The 18,723-nt window shown below is 37.4% G+C and carries 22 protein-coding genes; 16 read left to right on the top strand and 6 right to left on the bottom strand.

Annotated features, from left to right (window positions below; all coding sequences use genetic code 11):
- The 4 genes from lpdA to ACFVT8_RS11745 all read left to right on the top strand — a co-directional run bounded on the left by lpdA (window position 1) and on the right by ACFVT8_RS11745 (window position 3,788).
- Complete coding sequence (gene lpdA / locus ACFVT8_RS11760) at window positions 1-1,416, top strand: dihydrolipoyl dehydrogenase (RefSeq protein ID WP_053483451.1); 1,416 nt, start codon at window positions 1-3, stop codon at window positions 1,414-1,416.
- Between the two features lie 266 nt (window positions 1,417-1,682).
- Window positions 1,683-2,465, top strand: coding sequence for an SDR family NAD(P)-dependent oxidoreductase (locus ACFVT8_RS11755; protein ID WP_387079728.1), 783 nt, complete (start codon window positions 1,683-1,685; stop codon window positions 2,463-2,465).
- 209 nt (window positions 2,466-2,674) lie between these two features.
- The gene (locus tag ACFVT8_RS11750; RefSeq protein ID WP_387079729.1) at window positions 2,675-3,118 is read left to right on the top strand and encodes a CidA/LrgA family protein; all 444 of its coding nucleotides are present in this window, start codon (window positions 2,675-2,677) and stop codon (window positions 3,116-3,118) included.
- Window positions 3,111-3,788, top strand: coding sequence for an LrgB family protein (locus tag ACFVT8_RS11745; protein ID WP_387079730.1), 678 nt, complete (start codon window positions 3,111-3,113; stop codon window positions 3,786-3,788). The genes ACFVT8_RS11750 and ACFVT8_RS11745 overlap by 8 nt, the downstream gene beginning before the upstream one ends.
- A gap of 32 nt (window positions 3,789-3,820) precedes the next feature.
- Here the strand turns inward: ACFVT8_RS11745 and ACFVT8_RS11740 are convergent, their stop codons facing one another.
- Window positions 3,821-4,417, bottom strand: coding sequence for a class I SAM-dependent methyltransferase (locus ACFVT8_RS11740; protein ID WP_387079732.1), 597 nt, complete (start codon window positions 4,415-4,417; stop codon window positions 3,821-3,823).
- A 328-nt stretch (window positions 4,418-4,745) separates the two neighbouring features.
- Here ACFVT8_RS11740 and ACFVT8_RS11735 point away from each other — a divergent pair, with 328 nt between their 5' ends.
- Window positions 4,746-5,102 carry a helix-turn-helix transcriptional regulator gene (locus tag ACFVT8_RS11735; protein WP_387079734.1) on the top strand — a complete coding sequence of 119 codons (357 nt, stop codon included), beginning with the start codon at window positions 4,746-4,748 and terminating at the stop codon, window positions 5,100-5,102.
- 38 nt (window positions 5,103-5,140) lie between these two features.
- On the opposite strand, the gene ACFVT8_RS11730 is transcribed toward ACFVT8_RS11735, so the two are convergent.
- Entirely contained in the window at window positions 5,141-6,610 is a 1,470-nt protein-coding gene (locus ACFVT8_RS11730; RefSeq protein ID WP_387079736.1) for an aminotransferase class I/II-fold pyridoxal phosphate-dependent enzyme, read from the bottom strand.
- A 150-nt stretch (window positions 6,611-6,760) separates the two neighbouring features.
- Between ACFVT8_RS11730 and ACFVT8_RS11725 the strand changes: the two genes are divergently transcribed.
- Window positions 6,761-7,717, top strand: coding sequence for an NAD(P)H-dependent flavin oxidoreductase (locus ACFVT8_RS11725; protein ID WP_387079738.1), 957 nt, complete (start codon window positions 6,761-6,763; stop codon window positions 7,715-7,717).
- A 48-nt stretch (window positions 7,718-7,765) separates the two neighbouring features.
- Window positions 7,766-8,053 (top strand): UPF0223 family protein, encoded by a 288-nt coding sequence (locus ACFVT8_RS11720; RefSeq protein WP_387079739.1) that lies wholly within the window; start codon window positions 7,766-7,768, stop codon window positions 8,051-8,053.
- Between the two features lie 398 nt (window positions 8,054-8,451).
- Here the strand turns inward: ACFVT8_RS11720 and ACFVT8_RS11715 are convergent, their stop codons facing one another.
- The gene (locus tag ACFVT8_RS11715) at window positions 8,452-9,078 is read right to left on the bottom strand and encodes a YktB family protein (RefSeq protein WP_387079741.1); all 627 of its coding nucleotides are present in this window, start codon (window positions 9,076-9,078) and stop codon (window positions 8,452-8,454) included.
- Between the two features lie 124 nt (window positions 9,079-9,202).
- Between ACFVT8_RS11715 and ACFVT8_RS11710 the strand changes: the two genes are divergently transcribed.
- Together ACFVT8_RS11710 and ACFVT8_RS11705 are read left to right on the top strand one after the other, a co-directional pair.
- Window positions 9,203-9,400: a hypothetical protein gene (locus ACFVT8_RS11710; RefSeq protein ID WP_387079743.1), complete on the top strand. Its 198-nt coding sequence runs from the start codon at window positions 9,203-9,205 to the stop codon at window positions 9,398-9,400.
- 204 nt (window positions 9,401-9,604) lie between these two features.
- Window positions 9,605-10,399, top strand: a complete 795-nt coding sequence (locus tag ACFVT8_RS11705) for an inositol monophosphatase family protein (protein ID WP_387079744.1) — start codon at window positions 9,605-9,607, stop codon at window positions 10,397-10,399.
- A 436-nt stretch (window positions 10,400-10,835) separates the two neighbouring features.
- On the opposite strand, the gene ACFVT8_RS11700 is transcribed toward ACFVT8_RS11705, so the two are convergent.
- The gene (locus tag ACFVT8_RS11700) at window positions 10,836-11,021 is read right to left on the bottom strand and encodes a DUF5325 family protein (protein WP_387079745.1); all 186 of its coding nucleotides are present in this window, start codon (window positions 11,019-11,021) and stop codon (window positions 10,836-10,838) included.
- Between the two features lie 138 nt (window positions 11,022-11,159).
- Between ACFVT8_RS11700 and typA the strand changes: the two genes are divergently transcribed.
- The 5 genes from typA to ACFVT8_RS11675 all read left to right on the top strand — a co-directional run bounded on the left by typA (window position 11,160) and on the right by ACFVT8_RS11675 (window position 16,210).
- A complete protein-coding gene (gene typA, locus ACFVT8_RS11695) occupies window positions 11,160-13,004 on the top strand; it encodes a translational GTPase TypA (protein WP_387079746.1) in 1,845 nt (614 codons plus the stop codon).
- 29 nt (window positions 13,005-13,033) lie between these two features.
- Window positions 13,034-13,432: a YlaH-like family protein gene (locus tag ACFVT8_RS11690; protein WP_387079748.1), complete on the top strand. Its 399-nt coding sequence runs from the start codon at window positions 13,034-13,036 to the stop codon at window positions 13,430-13,432.
- Window positions 13,433-13,661: 229 nt separating this feature from the next.
- Entirely contained in the window at window positions 13,662-14,654 is a 993-nt protein-coding gene (locus tag ACFVT8_RS11685) for an ABC transporter substrate-binding protein (protein WP_387079750.1), read from the top strand.
- 1 nt (window position 14,655) lies between these two features.
- A complete protein-coding gene (locus ACFVT8_RS11680) occupies window positions 14,656-15,423 on the top strand; it encodes an ABC transporter ATP-binding protein (RefSeq protein WP_387079752.1) in 768 nt (255 codons plus the stop codon).
- Window positions 15,416-16,210, top strand: coding sequence for an ABC transporter permease (locus tag ACFVT8_RS11675; protein WP_387079754.1), 795 nt, complete (start codon window positions 15,416-15,418; stop codon window positions 16,208-16,210). The genes ACFVT8_RS11680 and ACFVT8_RS11675 overlap by 8 nt, the downstream gene beginning before the upstream one ends.
- An 81-nt stretch (window positions 16,211-16,291) precedes the next feature.
- Here ACFVT8_RS11675 and ACFVT8_RS11670 read toward each other — a convergent pair whose 3' ends face one another.
- Entirely contained in the window at window positions 16,292-16,495 is a 204-nt protein-coding gene (locus ACFVT8_RS11670) for a YlaI family protein (RefSeq protein WP_387079756.1), read from the bottom strand.
- Between the two features lie 11 nt (window positions 16,496-16,506).
- On the bottom strand, window positions 16,507-17,007 hold the full coding sequence (locus tag ACFVT8_RS11665) for a peptidyl-prolyl cis-trans isomerase (RefSeq protein ID WP_387079758.1): 501 nt from the start codon (window positions 17,005-17,007) through the stop codon (window positions 16,507-16,509).
- A 182-nt stretch (window positions 17,008-17,189) separates the two neighbouring features.
- Here ACFVT8_RS11665 and ACFVT8_RS11660 point away from each other — a divergent pair, with 182 nt between their 5' ends.
- Window positions 17,190-17,471: an Fpa/YlaN family protein gene (locus ACFVT8_RS11660; RefSeq protein WP_387079760.1), complete on the top strand. Its 282-nt coding sequence runs from the start codon at window positions 17,190-17,192 to the stop codon at window positions 17,469-17,471.
- A gap of 60 nt (window positions 17,472-17,531) precedes the next feature.
- Window positions 17,532-18,716 (top strand): FtsW/RodA/SpoVE family cell cycle protein, encoded by a 1,185-nt coding sequence (locus ACFVT8_RS11655; protein WP_387079762.1) that lies wholly within the window; start codon window positions 17,532-17,534, stop codon window positions 18,714-18,716.
- The last annotated feature ends 7 nt before the right edge of the window (window positions 18,717-18,723 follow it).

The raw sequence follows: 18,723 nt of genomic DNA, 5'->3' as shown, positions 1-18,723 counted from the left end.
ATGGTAGTAGGAGATTTTCCAATCGAAACAGATACTCTTGTCATTGGTTCAGGTCCTGGAGGATATGTAGCAGCAATTCGTGCAGCTCAAACTGGCCAAAAAGTAACAATCGTTGAAAAAAATGTACTTGGTGGTGTGTGCTTAAACGTAGGTTGTATCCCATCAAAAGCATTAATTTCAGTAGGTCACCGTTTTGAGCATGCTAAACATTCAGATGACATGGGTATCATCGCTTCTGACGTGAAATTAGACTTCTCAAAAGCACAAGCATTTAAAGACAGCGTTGTTAAAAAATTAACTGGCGGTGTTGAAGGCTTACTTAAAGGTAATAAAGTTGAAATTGTACAAGGTGAAGCTTATTTCGTTGACGCTCATTCAGTGCGTATCATCAATGGTGAATCTGCTCAAACTTACACATTTAACAATGTAATTATCGCAACTGGTTCTCGCCCAGTTGAAATCCCAACATTTAAATTCTCTGATCGCGTACTAAATTCTACTGGCGCACTTTCTTTACAAGAAGTACCAGGTAAATTAGTCGTTATCGGTGGAGGCTATATTGGTACAGAGTTAGGTTCAGCTTACGCTAACCTTGGCTCACAAGTAACAATTATCGAAGGCGGAAAAGATATCTTAGCTGGCTTCGAAAAACAAATGACACAAATCGTGAAAAAAGGCCTTAAAAAGAAAGGCGTTGAAATGGAAGTAAACGCATCTGCAAAAGGCGTTGAAGAAACAGAAAACGGCGTAGTAGTAACATATGAAGTTGGCGGAGAAGAGAAAAAAGTTGAAGCTGACTACGTATTAGTAACTGTAGGTCGTCGTCCAAATACAGATGAAATGGGCCTTGCTGAAATCGGTGTTGAATTCGGTGAACGTGGTCTTATCAATGTTGACAAACAGTGCCGTACAAATATTCCAAACATCTATGCAATTGGTGATATTGTAGCTGGTCCTCAGCTTGCTCATAAAGCATCTTACGAAGGTAAAGTTGCTGCTGAAGCAATCGCTGGTGAAAAATCAATCGTTGATTACTTAGCTATTCCTGCTGTATGCTTCACAGATCCAGAAATGGCAACGGTTGGTTATAACGAAGATGAAGCGAAAGCTGAAGGTATCGAGTACACTGCAGCGAAATTCCCATTCGCAGCAAATGGTCGTGCACTTGCATTAAACCAAACAGAAGGTTTCGTGAAGCTTGTCGCTCGTAAAGAAGATGGCTTATTAATCGGTGCTCAAATCGTAGGTGCTGGTGCATCAGATATGATCGCTGAAATGGGCTTAGCTATTGAAGGCGGTATGACTGCTGAAGATATCGCGTTAACAATCCATGCTCACCCAACATTAGGTGAAATTACAATGGAAGCTGCTGAAGTTTTACTTGGCAACCCAATCCATATTGTAGCGAAAAAATAATAGTTTCATTAAAACGGCTATAAAGCATTTGCTTTGTAGCCGTTTTTTTGTATATTACTTGTAATTTTGATAAAGTAATTATATCGAATGAATATTCGAAAAATATAGTTCGGTTGGGATACTATTAAATTCCGCATAGATTTAGTGAAAGTGTCAAATAGATCTAGCGAAGTGCCGTAACAGTTTTTGAAATTGACTGCTAGATGTCCGAAAATGCTAACGATTATGTAACAAGGGAAGTTGAACTAAAAACTGGGGTGATAACATTGGAATTAGGCTTAACGGGGAAAGTAGCGGTTATTACAGGTTCTAGTAAAGGAATTGGTTATTATACAGCGATGCAGCTTGTGAAAGAGGGCGCGAAGGTCGTACTTTGTGCTCGTGGTGAAAAACAGCTTCAAGTGGCCGCTGGCTGTATTAAAAACGAAACAGGCGAAGACGTTTTAATTGTACCGACTGATATTACTAAGGAAAAGGATTGTAAGTACTTAATTGAACGAGCTGTAGAGCATTTTGGTCGTCTTGATATTCTTATTAATAATGCAGGTACAGCCTCAGCTAATCCATTTGAATCGGTTAGTAGTGAGCTATGGCAGGCTGATTTAGATTTAAAAGTGTTTGGTGCTGTTAATTGCTCAAAATATGCTGTACCTCATTTACGTAAGGTTGGCGGTGGTGCAATTGTTAATGTGACAGCAGTAATGGCTAAAACGCCACCAGCAAGCTCACTTCCTACTACTGTAAGTCGTGCGGCAGGGCTTGCATTAACAAAAGCGATGAGCAAAGACTTAGGTAAAGATAACATTCGTGTAAATTCTGTTTGTATTGGGCTTATTCGTAGTGATCAAATAGAGAAGAAGTGGAAAGAGGAAGCGCCAGAGCTTTCGTGGGAAAATTATTCCCATAAGGTAGGTCAAGCGATTCCACTTGGTCGTGTCGGAGATACTCAAGAAGCGGCAAATGTCATTACTTTTTTAGTATCAGATGCAGCAAGTTATGTGACAGGAACTTCTGTAAATATTGATGGCGGTTCAGGGCATGCATTATAGAATAATAATTTTTTGAAAAGACTATTTAGCGGTGTCTAAAAATGAATGTGAAGCAGTTTTTAGACAACTGCTTTATTTTATGTATAGAAAAAGGGTGGCTCAAATTATTTTGGAGTTATCCTTTTTTTCTATTGTTTTCCTAAAATTATAATAGACAGAAAATTCCTGCAGATGTAGAATAAACGTAATAGGGGGTGAAATGTGGCGAAATGTTGAACAAAAATTTTGCTGCGATGTTAAAGAGAGTTGTTCGTATTATTGTTCAGATTGGGATACTCAATATTTTTTATTACATGGGCGTCGGTATTGTAGCTTTACTACATATACCTCTTCCAGGAAGTGTAATTGGATTACTATTATTAGCTCTAGCACTCAATTTTAAAATAATTAAAGTAGAATACATTCAAGATGGAGCAGGCTTTTTAATTGGCGTATTAACCTTGTTTTTCATTCCTGCAACAGTAGGAGTGATTGACTACCCTGAACTTTTTTCAACAACTGGTCTATTGATTATGCTAGCCGTTATAGCAAGTACGCTAATCTCAATTTATATTACAGGAATACTTAGCCAAATGGTTGAGAAAAAAGAGCTGGCTAAAAAAGAAAAAGAAGTCATTGTAGAAGAAGGAGAGGGGAAATTAACTGTTGATTGAAATTATCGTTGTCGTTGGCACAGTTATCTTGTTCGTGTTATTTACAAAACTTTATCAACGTTACCCACATCCTTTAATGATTCCGCTAGTGACGACAACTATCGTCAGTGCAATCGTGTTATTATTCTTTAATATTCCGTATTCTACTTATATGGAAGGAGGGAAATGGCTTCAAAAAATGCTAGGTCCAGCAGTTGTAGCCCTTGCTTATCCTCTATATAATCAGCGTGAGATCATTATGAAATATAAGTATGCTATTTTGTCAGGTATTTTTATCGCTATGATTACGGGCTTACTGACAATATTTGTTATGCTGAAATGGATTGGTGTCAATAAAAGCTGGTTGCTGACGGCCTTGCCTAAATCATTAACGACACCTGTAGGTATGCAGGTGAGTGAGACAATTGGTGGGATCCCACCATTAACAGCTGTGCTTGTAATGCTGGCTGGGTTTGTAGGTGCTATTATTGGCCCGCTAGTCATTAAATACGGCAAAATTGACTCAGCCGTTAGTAGAGGTGTTGCAGTAGGTAGTGCTTCACATGGCGTTGGACTTGTGAAATTAAGAGAATACGGAGAACAAGAATTATCAGTAGGCTCGCTTTCTATGGCCTTAACTGCAATTATTGGTGCATTTTTATGCCCACTTTTTGTTTATTTATTTTTGTAAAAAACTATATACAGAAATCTGTATATAGTTTTTTAACTTTTTTCGATAATAATTTGAATGGTATGAGCAAGTCCTGTGTGGAGCATACCTTCATTTCGTATTTGTTCACCTGTGAAAAAATGGATAATTTTGTTAGGCTGACACCATTTTAGAACATCTAATGGATCATATAAAAATTCAAGCTGTCTTGGGCCACCAGAGGCGTAAGGTAGTTGATAAATTGAATAAAGTTCCATCATAATACGACCGCCAGATTTTACAGAATCTACGATCCGCTTAAACACTTCTTGTTGCTGTTCAGCTGGAAAATGTCCAAACACCATAATAGCAGCATCAAACATTTCTACTGGTAATTCATCTTGTAGTAAGTCAGTTAGCTTTGTCTTCACTGTAACATTATGTTTTTCTGCCAGCTGTTCAGTTTTTTCAAGACCGCTTTCGGCATAATCAAAGGCAGTTACTGTATGTCCCTGTAAAGCTAAAAATACAGCATTTCGACCTTCACCTTCGGCATATGCAGCCACATTTTCATAATCCTTTAAATAGTGTACATAGTCTTCTATAAATGCATTTGGTTGCTCACCATAAACATATTCGACTGTTTTAAATCGTTGATCCCATGTGTTCATTCCATCACTCCCATTAACTTCTTTTAGCGGGTGTCACAGAATCGGAAAGGAGTGCTTAAAAGGATGTTAGCCTAAAATCATCGCATCCATGCGATAACGGCTAACTGACCTGCATCACGCAGGGCCCAAGCACAAAGCCGATTCCGGACGCAATTATGCCGAGGCATAATTGATTATATTGTAAATAAAATATGCTCTAGAATCGAATTTTTTGCTTAGTTCATGAAAGCAACTATGCGTTGCGAATTAGCAAATAACAACTTCTAGAATAGAGTGTAATAATCCATTATTATTTAATCAAAATCTGATAAGTTGGAGGTGAAGTTCAATGAATTTAGAAAACCGTTTAAAAGAATTAAGGGAACAACATAATTATACGCAGGATGATGTCGCGGGTTTTTTAAATATTTCTAGACAATCCGTTTCAAAATGGGAGTTAGGAAAGGGCTATCCTGATATTGATAATTTAAGAAGATTAAGTGATTTATATAAAATTTCTTTAGATCAACTTATTACAGGTGAAGAAAAATATCATAAACTAGAAGCCTCAGCCCCAGCACCGGCTTCAGCCCCTGATGCAAATAAATCCGATCATAAAACTATTGGTGATTTTTTGTGGAGGTATTGGTGGCTCGTTTTTCCTTTATTTGGTATGATATCTTCTTGGTTCTATTATCATTATTAATCGATAAAAAGCTACCTCTTTCTGAGGTAGCTTTACCATTAAATAATAGGTTTACGTTCTTTTATGACACGAATTGTTTTTAATGATGTATCTTCAGGCCCTTGAACAGGTAAACCAGCTTCAATATTCATTTGAATATAACGAATATTTTCTTGAGTAATTATTTCCCCGGGAATAAAAATCGGAATACCTGGGGGATATACCATAACGAATTCTGCACAAATACAATTATCCGCTTCTGCAAGTGGAACAACTTCAGTATCTGCATAAAATGCATCCCGTGGTGACATGGCAAGTGCAGGAATTCCTGGTACATTGACCATTGTTTCAGTAATAGCAGCTTCTGAATCGAATGCTTTTGACATACGACTAAGGGCATTGATGAGGAGATTAATTTCCTTTTTCGTATCACCTAATGTCACTAAACATAAAATATTGTATAGATCCGACAATTCTACTTCAATATTTGCATTGTGACGAAGCCATTCTTCAGCTTGATGGCCGGAGATACCTAGATCTTTAACACTTATAAGTAACTTTAAAGGGTCCATATCATAAGTTGCTGATGAATTTAATTTTTCTTTTCCAGCACATTTTAAATGTGGAATTAGGTTAATGCGTTTACGAGCATCCTTTGCCAGGCGGAGCGCATCACCAATTAAATCATAACCATGGATTGCTAGCTGACGTCGTGCTGTGTCAAGAGAAGCAAGTAATGGATAAGATGTCGATGTCGTCGTTAGCATCGACAGAACAGCTTGTACACGTTTTGCAGAAACAAGTCCTTCACGAACATTTAAAATAGACGTTTGAGTCATAGAACCACCAAGCTTATGTACGCTTGTTGCAGCCATATCAGCCCCAGCTTCCATTGCGGAGTAAGGGAGATCATCATGGAATTTAATGTGTACACCATGTGCCTCATCGACAACTACTGGGATGTTACGGCTATGAACGATTTCAATAATACGCTTTAAATCAGCCGAAAAGCCGTAGTACGTTGGATTAATGACAAGAACTGCTTTTGTATCTGGATAAGCATTTAAAGCTTTTTCAACAGCTTCTGGCGATATTCCATGAGAAATACCGTATTCACTATCTACTTCAGGATGAATAAAAATCGGGATTGCACCAGCGAAAACAATCGCCGACATAATGGATTTATGTACATTCCGTGGTACTAGAATCTTATCACCTGGACCGACGACAGTCAGAATCATCGTCATGATGGCGCCACTAGTACCTTGAACGGAAAAGAATGTATGATCAGCACCAAAGGCTTCGGCAGCAAGTGCTTGCGCTTCTTTAATTGCGCCTTTTGGTGAATGTAAATCGTCTAGTGGAGCAATATTAATTAAATCAATTGATAAAACGTTGTCGCCGACGAATTCTCGGAATGCAGGATCCATACCCTGCCCTTTCTTATGGCCTGGAATATGGAACTGAATTGGATGTCTGTTCCGATGTTTAAGTAATACGTCGAACAATGGAGTCTCTAATTGTGACAACGCAGGTACCACCTCACTTTTTTATATTTAAGAAAACAAATGAATTATAGCACCTAATTGCATGAAAAAAAAGACTTTACTGAAAAAATAAAAATAAAAGGATTTTCAGACGATTTCGAGAAATTAGTATCGTAGGAAAGGGGAGATACTATGAATTGGAATACACGTGTGACAAATCTTTTAAATATTAAATACCCAATTATTCAAGGAGGGTTAGCCTATTTAGCATATGCTGATTTAGCAGCAGCGGTTTCGAATGCTGGGGGGCTAGGGCAAATTACAGCAATGAGTTTACGAGATCCTGACTTATTGCGTGCTGAGATTCATAAAGTACGAACATTAACGGATAAACCGTTTGGCGTAAATTTTGCAATTGGTATGTATGGCACTGGTTATGAGGATATGGTGCGCGTTGCGGTGGAAGAAAAAGTACCAGTCGTTACAATGACTGGCGGGAATCCTGCGCCTATTTTTGACATTTTGGAAGGGACGGATATTAAAAAATTAGTTCTTGTTGCTGCACGTAGACAAGCTCAAAAGGCGGAAGAACTAGGTGCAGATGCTGTTATGGTCGTTGGACAAGAGGGCGGAGGTCATCTTGGACGCGATGATATCGGAACGATGGTGCTTGTGCCACAGGTTGTTGATAGTGTGAAAATACCTGTTATTGCCTCCGGTGGAATTGGCGATGGCCGTGGCTGGATGGCAGCTCATGCACTAGGGGCAGAGGGAATTGAAATGGGCACGCGTTTTATCGCGACAAAGGAATGTGTTGATGCCTCTGAAGCTTATAAAGAAGCCTTAATCGCAAGCACCGAGGCAGATACGACTGTTATAAAACGCTCTATAGGTGCACCGGCAAGAGCGTTGCGCAGTGAATTTACGGAAAAGATTTTAGAAATTGAGAGCACTACACCTACGTATGAGGCATTAAAAGATTATATAAGCGGGCATGCAAATAAACGTTTTATTTATGATGGCGAAAAAGATGAAGGGATTGGCTGGGCTGGACAAGTTACAGGAATGATTCATGATATTCCAACAGTCGAGGAGCTGATCACTCGAATGCTTGCAGAAGCAGAAAGTATTCGGGTAAAATGGGCTTAATGTATATGTTTTTCGTATCGGTCAGTAATATAAAGGTGGTTATGTCCAATGGAATACTCTTATCCGTTTTCGACGGATTGGTCAACTGAGGAAATTGTTGATGTTGTCCAATTTTTTGAAGGAATTGAACAAGCTTATGAAAAAGGTATTAAGCGTGAAGTAATGATGGCAAAATATCGTCGTTTTAAAGAAATTGTTCCTTCACAGGCCGAGGAAAAAACCATTTTCCGTGAATTTGAAGAAGCAAGTGGCTATGTCAGTTACCCTGTTGTGAAACAAACAAAAGAAGCAGCTGATGGCACGATTATTAAAGTTGCACCAAAGCAACGTCGATAAAAAATGAGACTAGGACAAAACTGGTCAAAAAATTAAGAAGCGTGAGAAATCAATTTTAGCAACATTGATTTCTCGCGCTTTTCTGATAAGGATTTTTTAATTTTTCCCCTCGTTTTGCTCCCTAATTTTATTGACTGTTCTTCTATCTGATAGCTTTACACTATCTCTGTGTTAAAAATATGCGTATTTCATATACTACATAAACAATATGAAACATCCTAATTTTTTGAAAAGCAGAGAAAAATAAATAATTTCCTCAAACCCTCATCCACAAGAATATTCTTCAAACAAATTTTTATTTGTTAGGGATAATAACGTAAATTTTCCACAATATATAAATGCCATGGAAATTGTTTTAGTTATTTTGCCGCAGAGCTTGAAGTGTAATCCTTCAAATTTTATTTTCCAACAATGATGTTATAAATAGGGAGTAAACGGCTAAAGGTTTCTTCAGTTAATTGATGAAGTTGACTAGCTGATAGCTTAACTGCTTGGTCTTTTGGAATGTGTCGACCTACTAAAAACTCACCTTTTTTAACATCACGTAAACGAATAAGTAAGTCATCTAGCTTGTCTTCCTTTGCATCTAGCATGGAGATTGCTGCTGGAGACATATGATCCCCAGAAACAATGAAATCATCAGGAAGCTGCTGTAGCATTGCTTTGTTGGCAATTAAACGTTCTGCCATCACATTTTTTTGTGGAGCTTCATAAATAATAGCTAAGACGATGAATAAATGTGTGCTCCAAAGACCAATCTGAAAGTGAGGTAATGATTTATAACCTCTTTTGTACGGAGCGAAGGCAACCCAGCTATCGTTTGGGGGATTTACTGTTCTACGCGCATGCTTCGCAACATGAGGATAAAATTCTTCTCCAAGATGACTCGAAAAGAAGGAAGAAAAATCCTCTCCAAGCAATTGGAATTTTGGTCGTACACAAACATTTAAAGCATCCATTCTCTGTTCTAAACCGTCTATTTGAAAAACATTGAAGTCTTTGTTAGTCCACTTTATTTTCGGCATTTTTATTAACTCCTTTCGATTTATAAGGTTTATTTTATAAGGAAAATGGGAAAAAATCTTATAACAAGCATTTTATCGAATGTGATAAGTTTTTGTAAAAAAATAAAAAAAGGAAGTGATTTTTATGAAACCAATCGTAAAAATTATACGTAAAGTAGACATTGAAAAGCAATATGAACACATTTTACAATTAGAATTAGATTATGAATTAGCCTCCCTATTCTCGGCAATGAATGAAAAAAATGAACTTGAAATTGAAAAAAGTAAAAAACGTCTGGCTGAAATTCAGCGGGAACTTGAAAGTTTGCACGCCTATGCGTAACAAAGATTTTATACCGATTTAAAAAATCACTTGCTGAATATTCCGACAGCAGGTGATTTTTATTGTTATAAAGGGTAAAATAGACAGTATATCATAATGGGAAGTTATATGATCAGGGAAGAATTAGGTGCTACTTATTCACAAAAGTATTTTAAGTAGGCTAAAAGCATAGGGCCTTTTCTTATAATCGAAGGGTGGGTTTTTATGGATTTACAACAAATTGATCAATTTGCGAAAAGTATTATATTTGAAGCGGGAAGCCGTATTCGAGAGGCCTTTTCGTACAATCTAGTTATCGAGACAAAATCAAGTGCAAACGACCTTGTCACAAATATTGACCGTGAAACAGAATTATTTTTTATCGAAAAAATACGAGGTTTCGATCCAACCCACAAAATTTTAGGGGAAGAGGGAATGGGAGAGAAAGTAGAGTCGTTAGAAGGTGTTGTATGGATTATTGATCCAATCGATGGCACGATGAATTTTGTGAAACAACATCGTCATTTTATGATTTCTATCGGCATTTTTGTAAATGGGGTAGGTAAGCTTGGTTACATATTTGATGTAATGCGTGAAGATTTATTTTATGCTATTGCGGGTGAAGGGGCATGGTATAATGACTCACCATTACGTAAATTGCAGTCAGTCAAAATAGAAGAATCGGTCATTGGTATAAACGCACACTGGGTAGCACCCAATCGACATATTCACCATGAAAAAGTAATTGAAATGGTTCGGAAAATACGCGGAACGCGGTCATATGGTTCAGCCGCAATGGAAATAGCGTTTGTTGTCAGTGGTAAATTAGATGCTTATGTATCTATGCGACTATCGCCATGGGATATTGCTGGAGGGACTATTATCGCTAAGGAAGTTGGTGCCATCACCACCAATTTACATGGAGAGGGTTTTGATTTCCTGCATCAGGATACGTTTATCATTGCCAATCCTTCTATACACAAAGAGTTATTAGAAAAATATATTGTGCCTTATGTATAATAAAAGGAGCCATGTCTATTTTTTAGACAGGCTCCTTCTTACTTAATCAATTATGCCTTGGCATAATTCCGTCCGGAATCGGCTTTGTGCTTAGGCCTGCGTGATGCAGGTCAGTTAGCCGTTATCGCATGGATGCGATGATTTTAGGCTAACATCCTTTTAAGAACTCCTTTCCGATTCCGTGACATCCGCCGGAGGCTTTAGGCCAACAAATGTTTTCTGTGCGAAAGCGTAGTGTTAACGCAGCGACAGGATGTTGGTCACTCAGTCGTGTGTTGCTGTCGCTTCGCTTTCGCACAGATAAATTGCCACAGGACGTGGCTTTCTCAGACTGAGTTCCTTTATTTCAGCGGATGTTTGGATACCCACTGAAAAGTGACTTAAAACCGTATTCAGCTCACCACCTATAGAGGTGGTAGACTTCTACTGAAAGAAGTTAAAGTAGTCCTTGCTCACGAAGTTTACGTTTCATTTTAAAGGCTGTCATGAAAATGACACATGTAGCCACAATGCCTGCTATTATACCTAACCAACTACCAGCTGCAATAGAATATCCGATAGAACACATTGCTAAGACAGCCGCTAATGCGTAAACGGCCATTACGAATTTTGCACGATTCATAGCCGAGCCTCCTATATTAAAAATTTGTAAATCAAATATATTTTTTAGAATGAGGAAAATTCTAATAAGGACATTTCTACCCTTCTTGTGCTATAATATCACAGTTAAACATTCGAAAAAAGAATATGGAGTGGAATAATGACAAACTTACGTCAAGATCTTCGCAATATCGCAATTATCGCACACGTTGACCATGGTAAAACTACTTTAGTCGACCAATTATTAAAACAATCGGGTACATTCCGTTCAAACGAACATGTTGAAGAACGCGCAATGGACTCTAATGATATTGAACGTGAACGTGGTATTACAATTTTAGCGAAAAATACTGCAGTAAATTATAACGGGACTCGTATCAACATCCTTGATACGCCTGGACACGCCGACTTTGGCGGTGAGGTAGAACGTATTTTAAAAATGGTAGATGGCGTTTTACTAGTTGTCGATGCGTATGAAGGTTGTATGCCGCAGACACGCTTCGTACTGAAAAAAGCGTTAGAACAAAAATTAACACCAATTGTGGTTGTTAATAAAGTAGATAAGGACTCAGCTCGTCCACTAGAAGTAGTAGATGAAGTATTAGAATTATTCATCGAGCTTGGTGCAGATGACGATCAATTAGACTTCCCTGTTGTTTATGCTTCTGGGGTAAATGGTACTGCTTCACTTGATGCAGATCCATCGAAACAAGAAGAAAATATGCAATGTCTATTTGAAAAAGTAATCGAAGCTATCCCAGCACCTGTTGACAATTCAACTGACCCATTACAATTCCAAGTAGCTTTACTTGACTATAATGATTATGTAGGTCGTATCGGTATCGGTCGTGTATTCCGTGGTACAATCGAAGTTGGTCAACAAGTAGCACTTATGAAATTAGATGGAACTGTAAAACAATTCCGTGTTACAAAAATCTTTGGCTTCTTTGGCTTAAAACGTGAAGAAATTCAATCAGCAAAAGCTGGTGATTTAATTGCCGTTTCAGGTATGGAAGACATCAACGTCGGTGAAACTGTGTGTCCTGTTGAACACCAAGAGGCTTTAACACCATTACGTATTGATGAACCAACTTTACAAATGACGTTCTTAGTAAACAATTCACCATTCGCAGGTCGTGAAGGTAAATTTGTAACAGCACGTAAAGTAGAGGAGCGCTTACGTTCTCAACTTCAAACAGACGTTTCTTTACGCGTCGAAGATACAGATTCTCCGGATGCTTGGACTGTTTCTGGACGCGGTGAGCTTCACCTATCTATTCTTATTGAAAATATGCGTCGTGAGGGCTTTGAGCTACAAGTATCAAAACCACAAGTAATCATTCGTGAAGTTGATGGAGTAAAATGTGAGCCATTTGAACGTGTACAAATTGATGTTCCAGAAGAAAATGTTGGATCAATTATCGAATCAATTGGTACTCGTAAAGGTGAAATGTTAGATATGATTAATAATGGCAATGGCCAAGTTCGTTTAACATTCTTAGTACCTGCACGTGGTTTAATTGGGTATACAACTGAATTCATGTCAATGACTAAAGGTTTCGGTATCATCAACCATACTTTCGATTGCTACCAACCATATATTCCAGGTCGTATTGGTGGTCGTCACCAAGGTGTACTTGTATCAATGGAAACAGGTAAATCGACAACTTATGGTATGATGCAAGTAGAGGACCGTGGTACACTATTTGTAGAGCCAGGTACTGAAATTTATGAAGGTATGATTGTTGGTGAAAATACACGTGATAATGATATCACTGTAAACATTACAAAAATGAAGCAAAAAACGAATGTTCGTTCTGCTACAAAAGATGCGACTAACGTAATTAAAAAGCCGCGTTTATTAACACTAGAAGAAGCATTAGAATTTTTAACTGATGATGAGTACCTAGAAATCACACCAGAATCTATTCGCCTTCGTAAACAAATTCTAGACAAAAACGAACGTGAGAAAGCAGCGAAAAAATTAAAAAACGCTGATAAATAATTTTTGCTTCCACGAAAGGAAGATGAGTCTTGGATATTAAGTCCGCTTTATTAGGTGAACTAAATGTTATTCAAGTTGCTGCACAAACAAACGCAGAGGAAACAGCTGAAGCCTATAAAAAAATGGCAGGGATAACACGTTTTTTATATGAAAACTTACCGAACTATGATATAGCAGGCTATGTTCTGTTTGCTCTAGTGTTTTTACTCTCGGCACTTGTTTATAAACTAGGCTTTGCAAAGAAATTAAAACTATCACAAAATATAATTATTTATATTTTCCTGTTTTTAGGGTGTATTATGTTAACATTTTTTGCATTATATCTTCCGATGGTAGAAGGGCTAATTGTAGCAGCGTTAATTTTGATCATCTATAAAACACGTTTATGGCGTGAAAAAAGAGAAGAGCAACAAGCTACTAATCAGTGAAATAACTTTACTTTAATAGAAGCAGTCTTAGCTTTGAATAGCTAAGACTGTTTTCTTTTGTTTTACTTTTTTCAGGTAGCAAAAGAGAAGCGTCAGCTAAAAATGTCAAAAAGCGAGGGGTGGTAAGTGTCGCATTGTAGAATAATTTTAAAATCTAGGCACCGAAATCTTCCGATATGAATAAGTTAATGTCGATAGGCTTATTTTCATCAATCAAGGAGGAAATGGAATGCGGTGGCTTAAAAAAGGTTTACTATTTAGTATTATTGCTTTATTACTCCTTTCTTTGACGGCTTGTAATAAAACGGAACTTGAAAAAGTCAAAGTTGGAGAAGTGACGCGCTCGATTTTCTATGCGCCGCAGTATGTAGCACTTGAAAAAGGGTACTTCAAGGATGAAGGGCTTTCCGTTGAGCTACAAACAATTGCAGGTGGCGATAAGACAATGACGGCATTACTTTCTAATGGCATTGATATCGCCTTAGTTGGATCGGAAACCTCTATATATGTAACGCTCCAAGGCGCCAATGACCCAATTCAAAATTTTGCGCAGTTAACTCAAACAGATGGCACATTTTTAGTGGCGCGTAAAAAGATGGATAATTTTTCGTGGGATCAGTTAAAAGGCTCTACATTTTTAGGGCAACGTAAAGGTGGAATGCCACAAATGGCTGGTGAGTTTGTCCTGAAAAAACATGGCATTGACCCTGCGAATGATTTAAAACTCATTCAAAACATTGATTTTGCTAATATTTCTACAGCCTTTGCTTCTGGAACGGGGGACTATGTACAGCTATTTGAACCACAAGCTAGTATCTTTGAGAAAGAAGGTAAGGGCTATATTGTCGCTTCATTTGGTACTGAATCAGGGCAATTACCTTATACATCGTTTATGGCAAAAAGCAGCTATTTAAAGGACAAAGCGAAGACAGTTCAAGGCTATACAAATGCATTAAAACGAGCACAGGATTTTGTACAAAAAGCGAGTCCGGCAGAGATTGCGAAAATTATTCAGCCATACTTTGAAAATGTAGATGTTGGATTAATTGAAACAGTGGTAGAGCGTTATAAATCACAGGGTTCCTATGCTACAGATCCTATTTTGGATAAGGGGGAATGGGATAACTTGCAAAAGATCATGGAGGAAGCAGGTGAACTTCCTCAACGGGTGGATTATGAAAAGCTTGTGAATACAACCTTTGCTAAAAAGGCAGCTGAGTAATATGGAATTTTTAAAAGTAGAAAATATTCACCATAGCTATTTTTCGAAAACGCAGGCAAAGGAAGTTTTACGTGATATCAGTTTAGAAATTCGTGAAGGTGAGTTTGTTTCTTTTATTGGACCGAGCGGATGTGGGAAAACGACGTTATTATCAATTATTGCGGGCTTATTTTCATCTACAGAAGGCAAGATATACATTGATGGTGAGGAAATTTCAACTCACAATCAGTCTCTCATAGGCTACATGCTTCAGCAAGATTATTTATTTCCTTGGAAAACTATTGAAGAAAATGTCACTATAGGTCTGAAAATTATGGAGCGAAGCACTAAAACTCATAAAGTAACTGCAAATGCACTTTTGCAAGAAATTGGTTTACCTCATGTAGGGAACAACTATCCGAGAGAGTTATCAGGTGGCATGCGTCAACGGGTTGCACTTGCAAGAACTTTAGCAGTGGAACCTAAAATTTTATTGCTAGATGAACCATTTTCGGCACTTGATTATCAATCAAAATTAAAACTTGAAGATTTGGTTGTTGAAACGTTAAAGGCCTATCAAAAAACGGCAGTTCTTGTGACACATGATATTGGTGAAGCTATTGCGATGAGTGAACGGGTATTTCTATTCTCTGCAAATCCAGGTACATTTCATAGAGTATTTGATATACCTCAAGAGTTACAAGAGCTTTCACCTTTTGATGTTCGACAGCATCCAGCATATTCAGATATATTCCAAACTATTTGGAAGGAGCTGGAGAGTCTTGGATAATACATTATTTAAACAATATCAGCAATTGTTAAAAAAAGAAAAGCGCTATGTTCGATTATATCAGCTAATCATCTTACTCGTATTTTTCGGTGGGTGGGAGCTTCTTTCAAGATTTGGATGGATTGACCGTTTAATTTTTAGTTCACCAACGCAGGTATGGCACACATTAGTAGAAAAAGTGAGCGATGGTACGTTATCACTTCATGTTGGTGTTACTTTAATGGAAACGATTATTGGCTTTATTGCGGGAACACTAATAGGTACATTAATAGCAATAGTATTATGGTGGTCACCGATGTTATCAAAAGTACTTGATCCATATTTAGTTATTTTAAACGCCATGCCAAAAGTTGCTTTAGGACCAATTTTAATAGTCGCACTTGGTCCTGGGTATTTTTCTATTGTAGCAATGGGTGCATTGATTTCAATAATTATTACAACTATCGTAGTTTATACAGCTTTTAAAGGGGTGGATCCAAACTACAGCAAAGTATTACAAACTTTCGGGGCAACCAGATGGCAAATATTTAAAGAAGTTATTTTACCCGCTTCATTTCCAACGATTATTTCTACTTTGAAAGTAAATGTAGGACTTTCTTGGGTAGGTGTCATAGTTGGTGAATTTTTAGTTGCCTCAAAAGGGCTTGGTTATTTAATTATTTATGGCTTTCAAGTGTTTAATTTTAATCTTGTTCTTATGTCGCTTCTCATCATCGCCTTTTTTGCGACGATTATGTATCAGGTTGTAGAGTTGATTGAGAAGGCGATTGTAAAAAATAATGGCTAAATGACAAAGGAGGTGTCTCAATATTATGAGACACCTCCTTTAACTTCTTTCAGAGGATGTTTGGACACTTGCTGAAAGAAGTTAAAATTCTTTATCCATTTGTGGTGAAGTACGATAGAAGCGGAAACTTCCCGTTTCAATGCGTGCAACGGTATTTTCTTCAATACGATCGTGGCATGTACCACACATATACGTATGAATTGGTCGATTGCGTAATTTTTTCGCTAACGGTAAATTATCATCTAAATTGTTAATTGTATCGCAAATAACGCATTTTACGCGCATTGCAATCCCTCCTACTCAGCACGAATAGCTAATACATTTTTGATCGGGTTGTCTACATTTGAACCGTCTCTAAATAGCACATGAACAGGACCATCTTCTAGTAATGGCTTGCCATCTTGGCTATATTTTAAAATTAATGTATGAGCTTCTTCGATTGTAAATGGGTATTCTTTGCCATCTTCGCATTCAATGACGATTGTTGTCGCTTCAGGTTTAATTTCGGCATTTTTCAAGAATGGGCTTAATTCGATTCCGAAAGTACCTGTTTCCATCCCTTTGCGGTCAAATTTCCGTTCTGATTTCAATGTTGGTGGGAAAGTAGCTCCTTCCATAATCTCACGTGACCAGTGAGCACCTACCTCACGCATATATTTAATATCCGAATCTTCCTCAACTTCTTTTGCATCGAAGTACGTTTTTAAATCTAATTTACGATCATCAAAAATCCAAACTGTGGGATCTAATGTTAATTGGAATGTAACTGCGCCCTTGATAGGAATTATTGTTTCCATAATAGAAATCCTCCTCAAATCTTGTATATCCATGAAATAGTATAACGCTAATGACTAGAGATAATAAAGAAATATAATTCGAATTCTCTATTTTCCGATGAAGACACTTGCATTTTTAACGACTAAAAGATAAACTTTATTAAGATAGAATCGAAGAAATATCAGATAATGGGGGCGTCCTCATGGATACTAAATCACAAACTTCTTATCAAGAGAAGGCTTTGGAGCTTTTAGTTGCTGATGCCGACAAAATTGCTCGCCTCATTCGAGTACAAATGGATCATTTAACAATGCCACAATGCCCTTTATATGAAGAAGTATTAGATACACAAATGTTCGGCCTTTCACGTGAAATTGACTTTGCTGTGAAGCTTGAGCTCATTGATCGCGAAAAAGGCAAAGAAATTCTCGATTCACTCGAGAAAGAACTTTCTGTACTACATGACGCGTATACAGACAAATAAAAAGAAAAAACTCAAACGCAATTTGCGATTTGAGTTTTTTTTCTAGAATGAGGTTTTCCGATGAAACAATACTTAAAACGTTATGCACAAAATTTTGATTACCCATTGTTTTTTACGGTCCTATTGTTAAGCCTATTTGGATTAGTAATGATATATAGTTCAAGTATGATGGTAGCGATTGCAATAAAAGAAAAGGCGCCAGATTATTATTACCACAAGCAAGTAATTAATTTATCTGTAGCTTTTCTTGGATTTTTAGCTGCGGCATTTTTCCCGTATAAGCATTATGCAAATAAAAAAGTTATGTTGATACTTACAGCTATATTAGTTGTACTATTTACTTGGGTAAAAGTTGCTGGTAATGGTGATGAAGCAGGAATAGGTTCTAAAAGTTGGATTTCCGTTCCCGGTTTTGGGAACTTTCAGCCTTCTGAATATGCGAAGCTATTTATAATTTTATATTTTGCTGCTGCTTTTTATCGGAAAGGACAAAAATATACGCTTGAAAAGTTACAGCCAACAGAAATATTTTATCCAATATTCCTCTGGATTCTTGTTGTAGCTGGTGTAGCCTTTGAAACCGATTTGGGAGCTAGTATTATTCTTTGTGGAATTGCTGTTTGTGTTGTAGCAGCGAGTGGCATTCCATTTAAAACCTTTTGGAAGTTTTTTGGGGTATTAGGGGCATTTGGTGGAATCATTCTTGGTATACTATGGTTGTTTAAAGGAGATATGTTAACGGATAACCGTATGGGTCGTATTAAATCATTTATGAACCCGTTTGAGTATGAAAATGGTAGTGGTCATCAAGTTGTCAATAGTTATTATGCAATTGGCGGAGGCGGTTTAGAAGGAAGAGGTCTCGGTCAGTCCATTCAAAAATTGGGGTATTTGCCTGAACCACAAACCGATTTTATTATGGCGATTATTATGGAGGAACTAGGAATTTGGGGAGTTCTTATCGTTTTGGGTGGTTTAGGATTTATTGTATATAAAGGGTTTTCGATTGCATTACGCACGAAAGATCCACTAGCACGTATGATTTCTGCTGGTATTTCTAGTTGGATTGGCTGGCAAACGTTTATCAATCTTGGCGGTGTAACTGGGTTAATCCCGTTAACCGGTGTAACGCTACCTTTTATTAGCTATGGCGGGACATCTATAATTATTCTATCTTTAGCGATGGGAATATTAATTAATGTTTCTATGTTTGAAAAGATAGAAAGAAGAAAAACACAATCATAAGGGGGAT

This window comes from Lysinibacillus sp. NPDC058147 (assembly GCF_042884205.1).
GTDB lineage: Bacteria > Bacillota > Bacilli > Bacillales_A > Planococcaceae > Lysinibacillus.
This window is presented reverse-complemented; position numbering and strand designations above follow the sequence as displayed.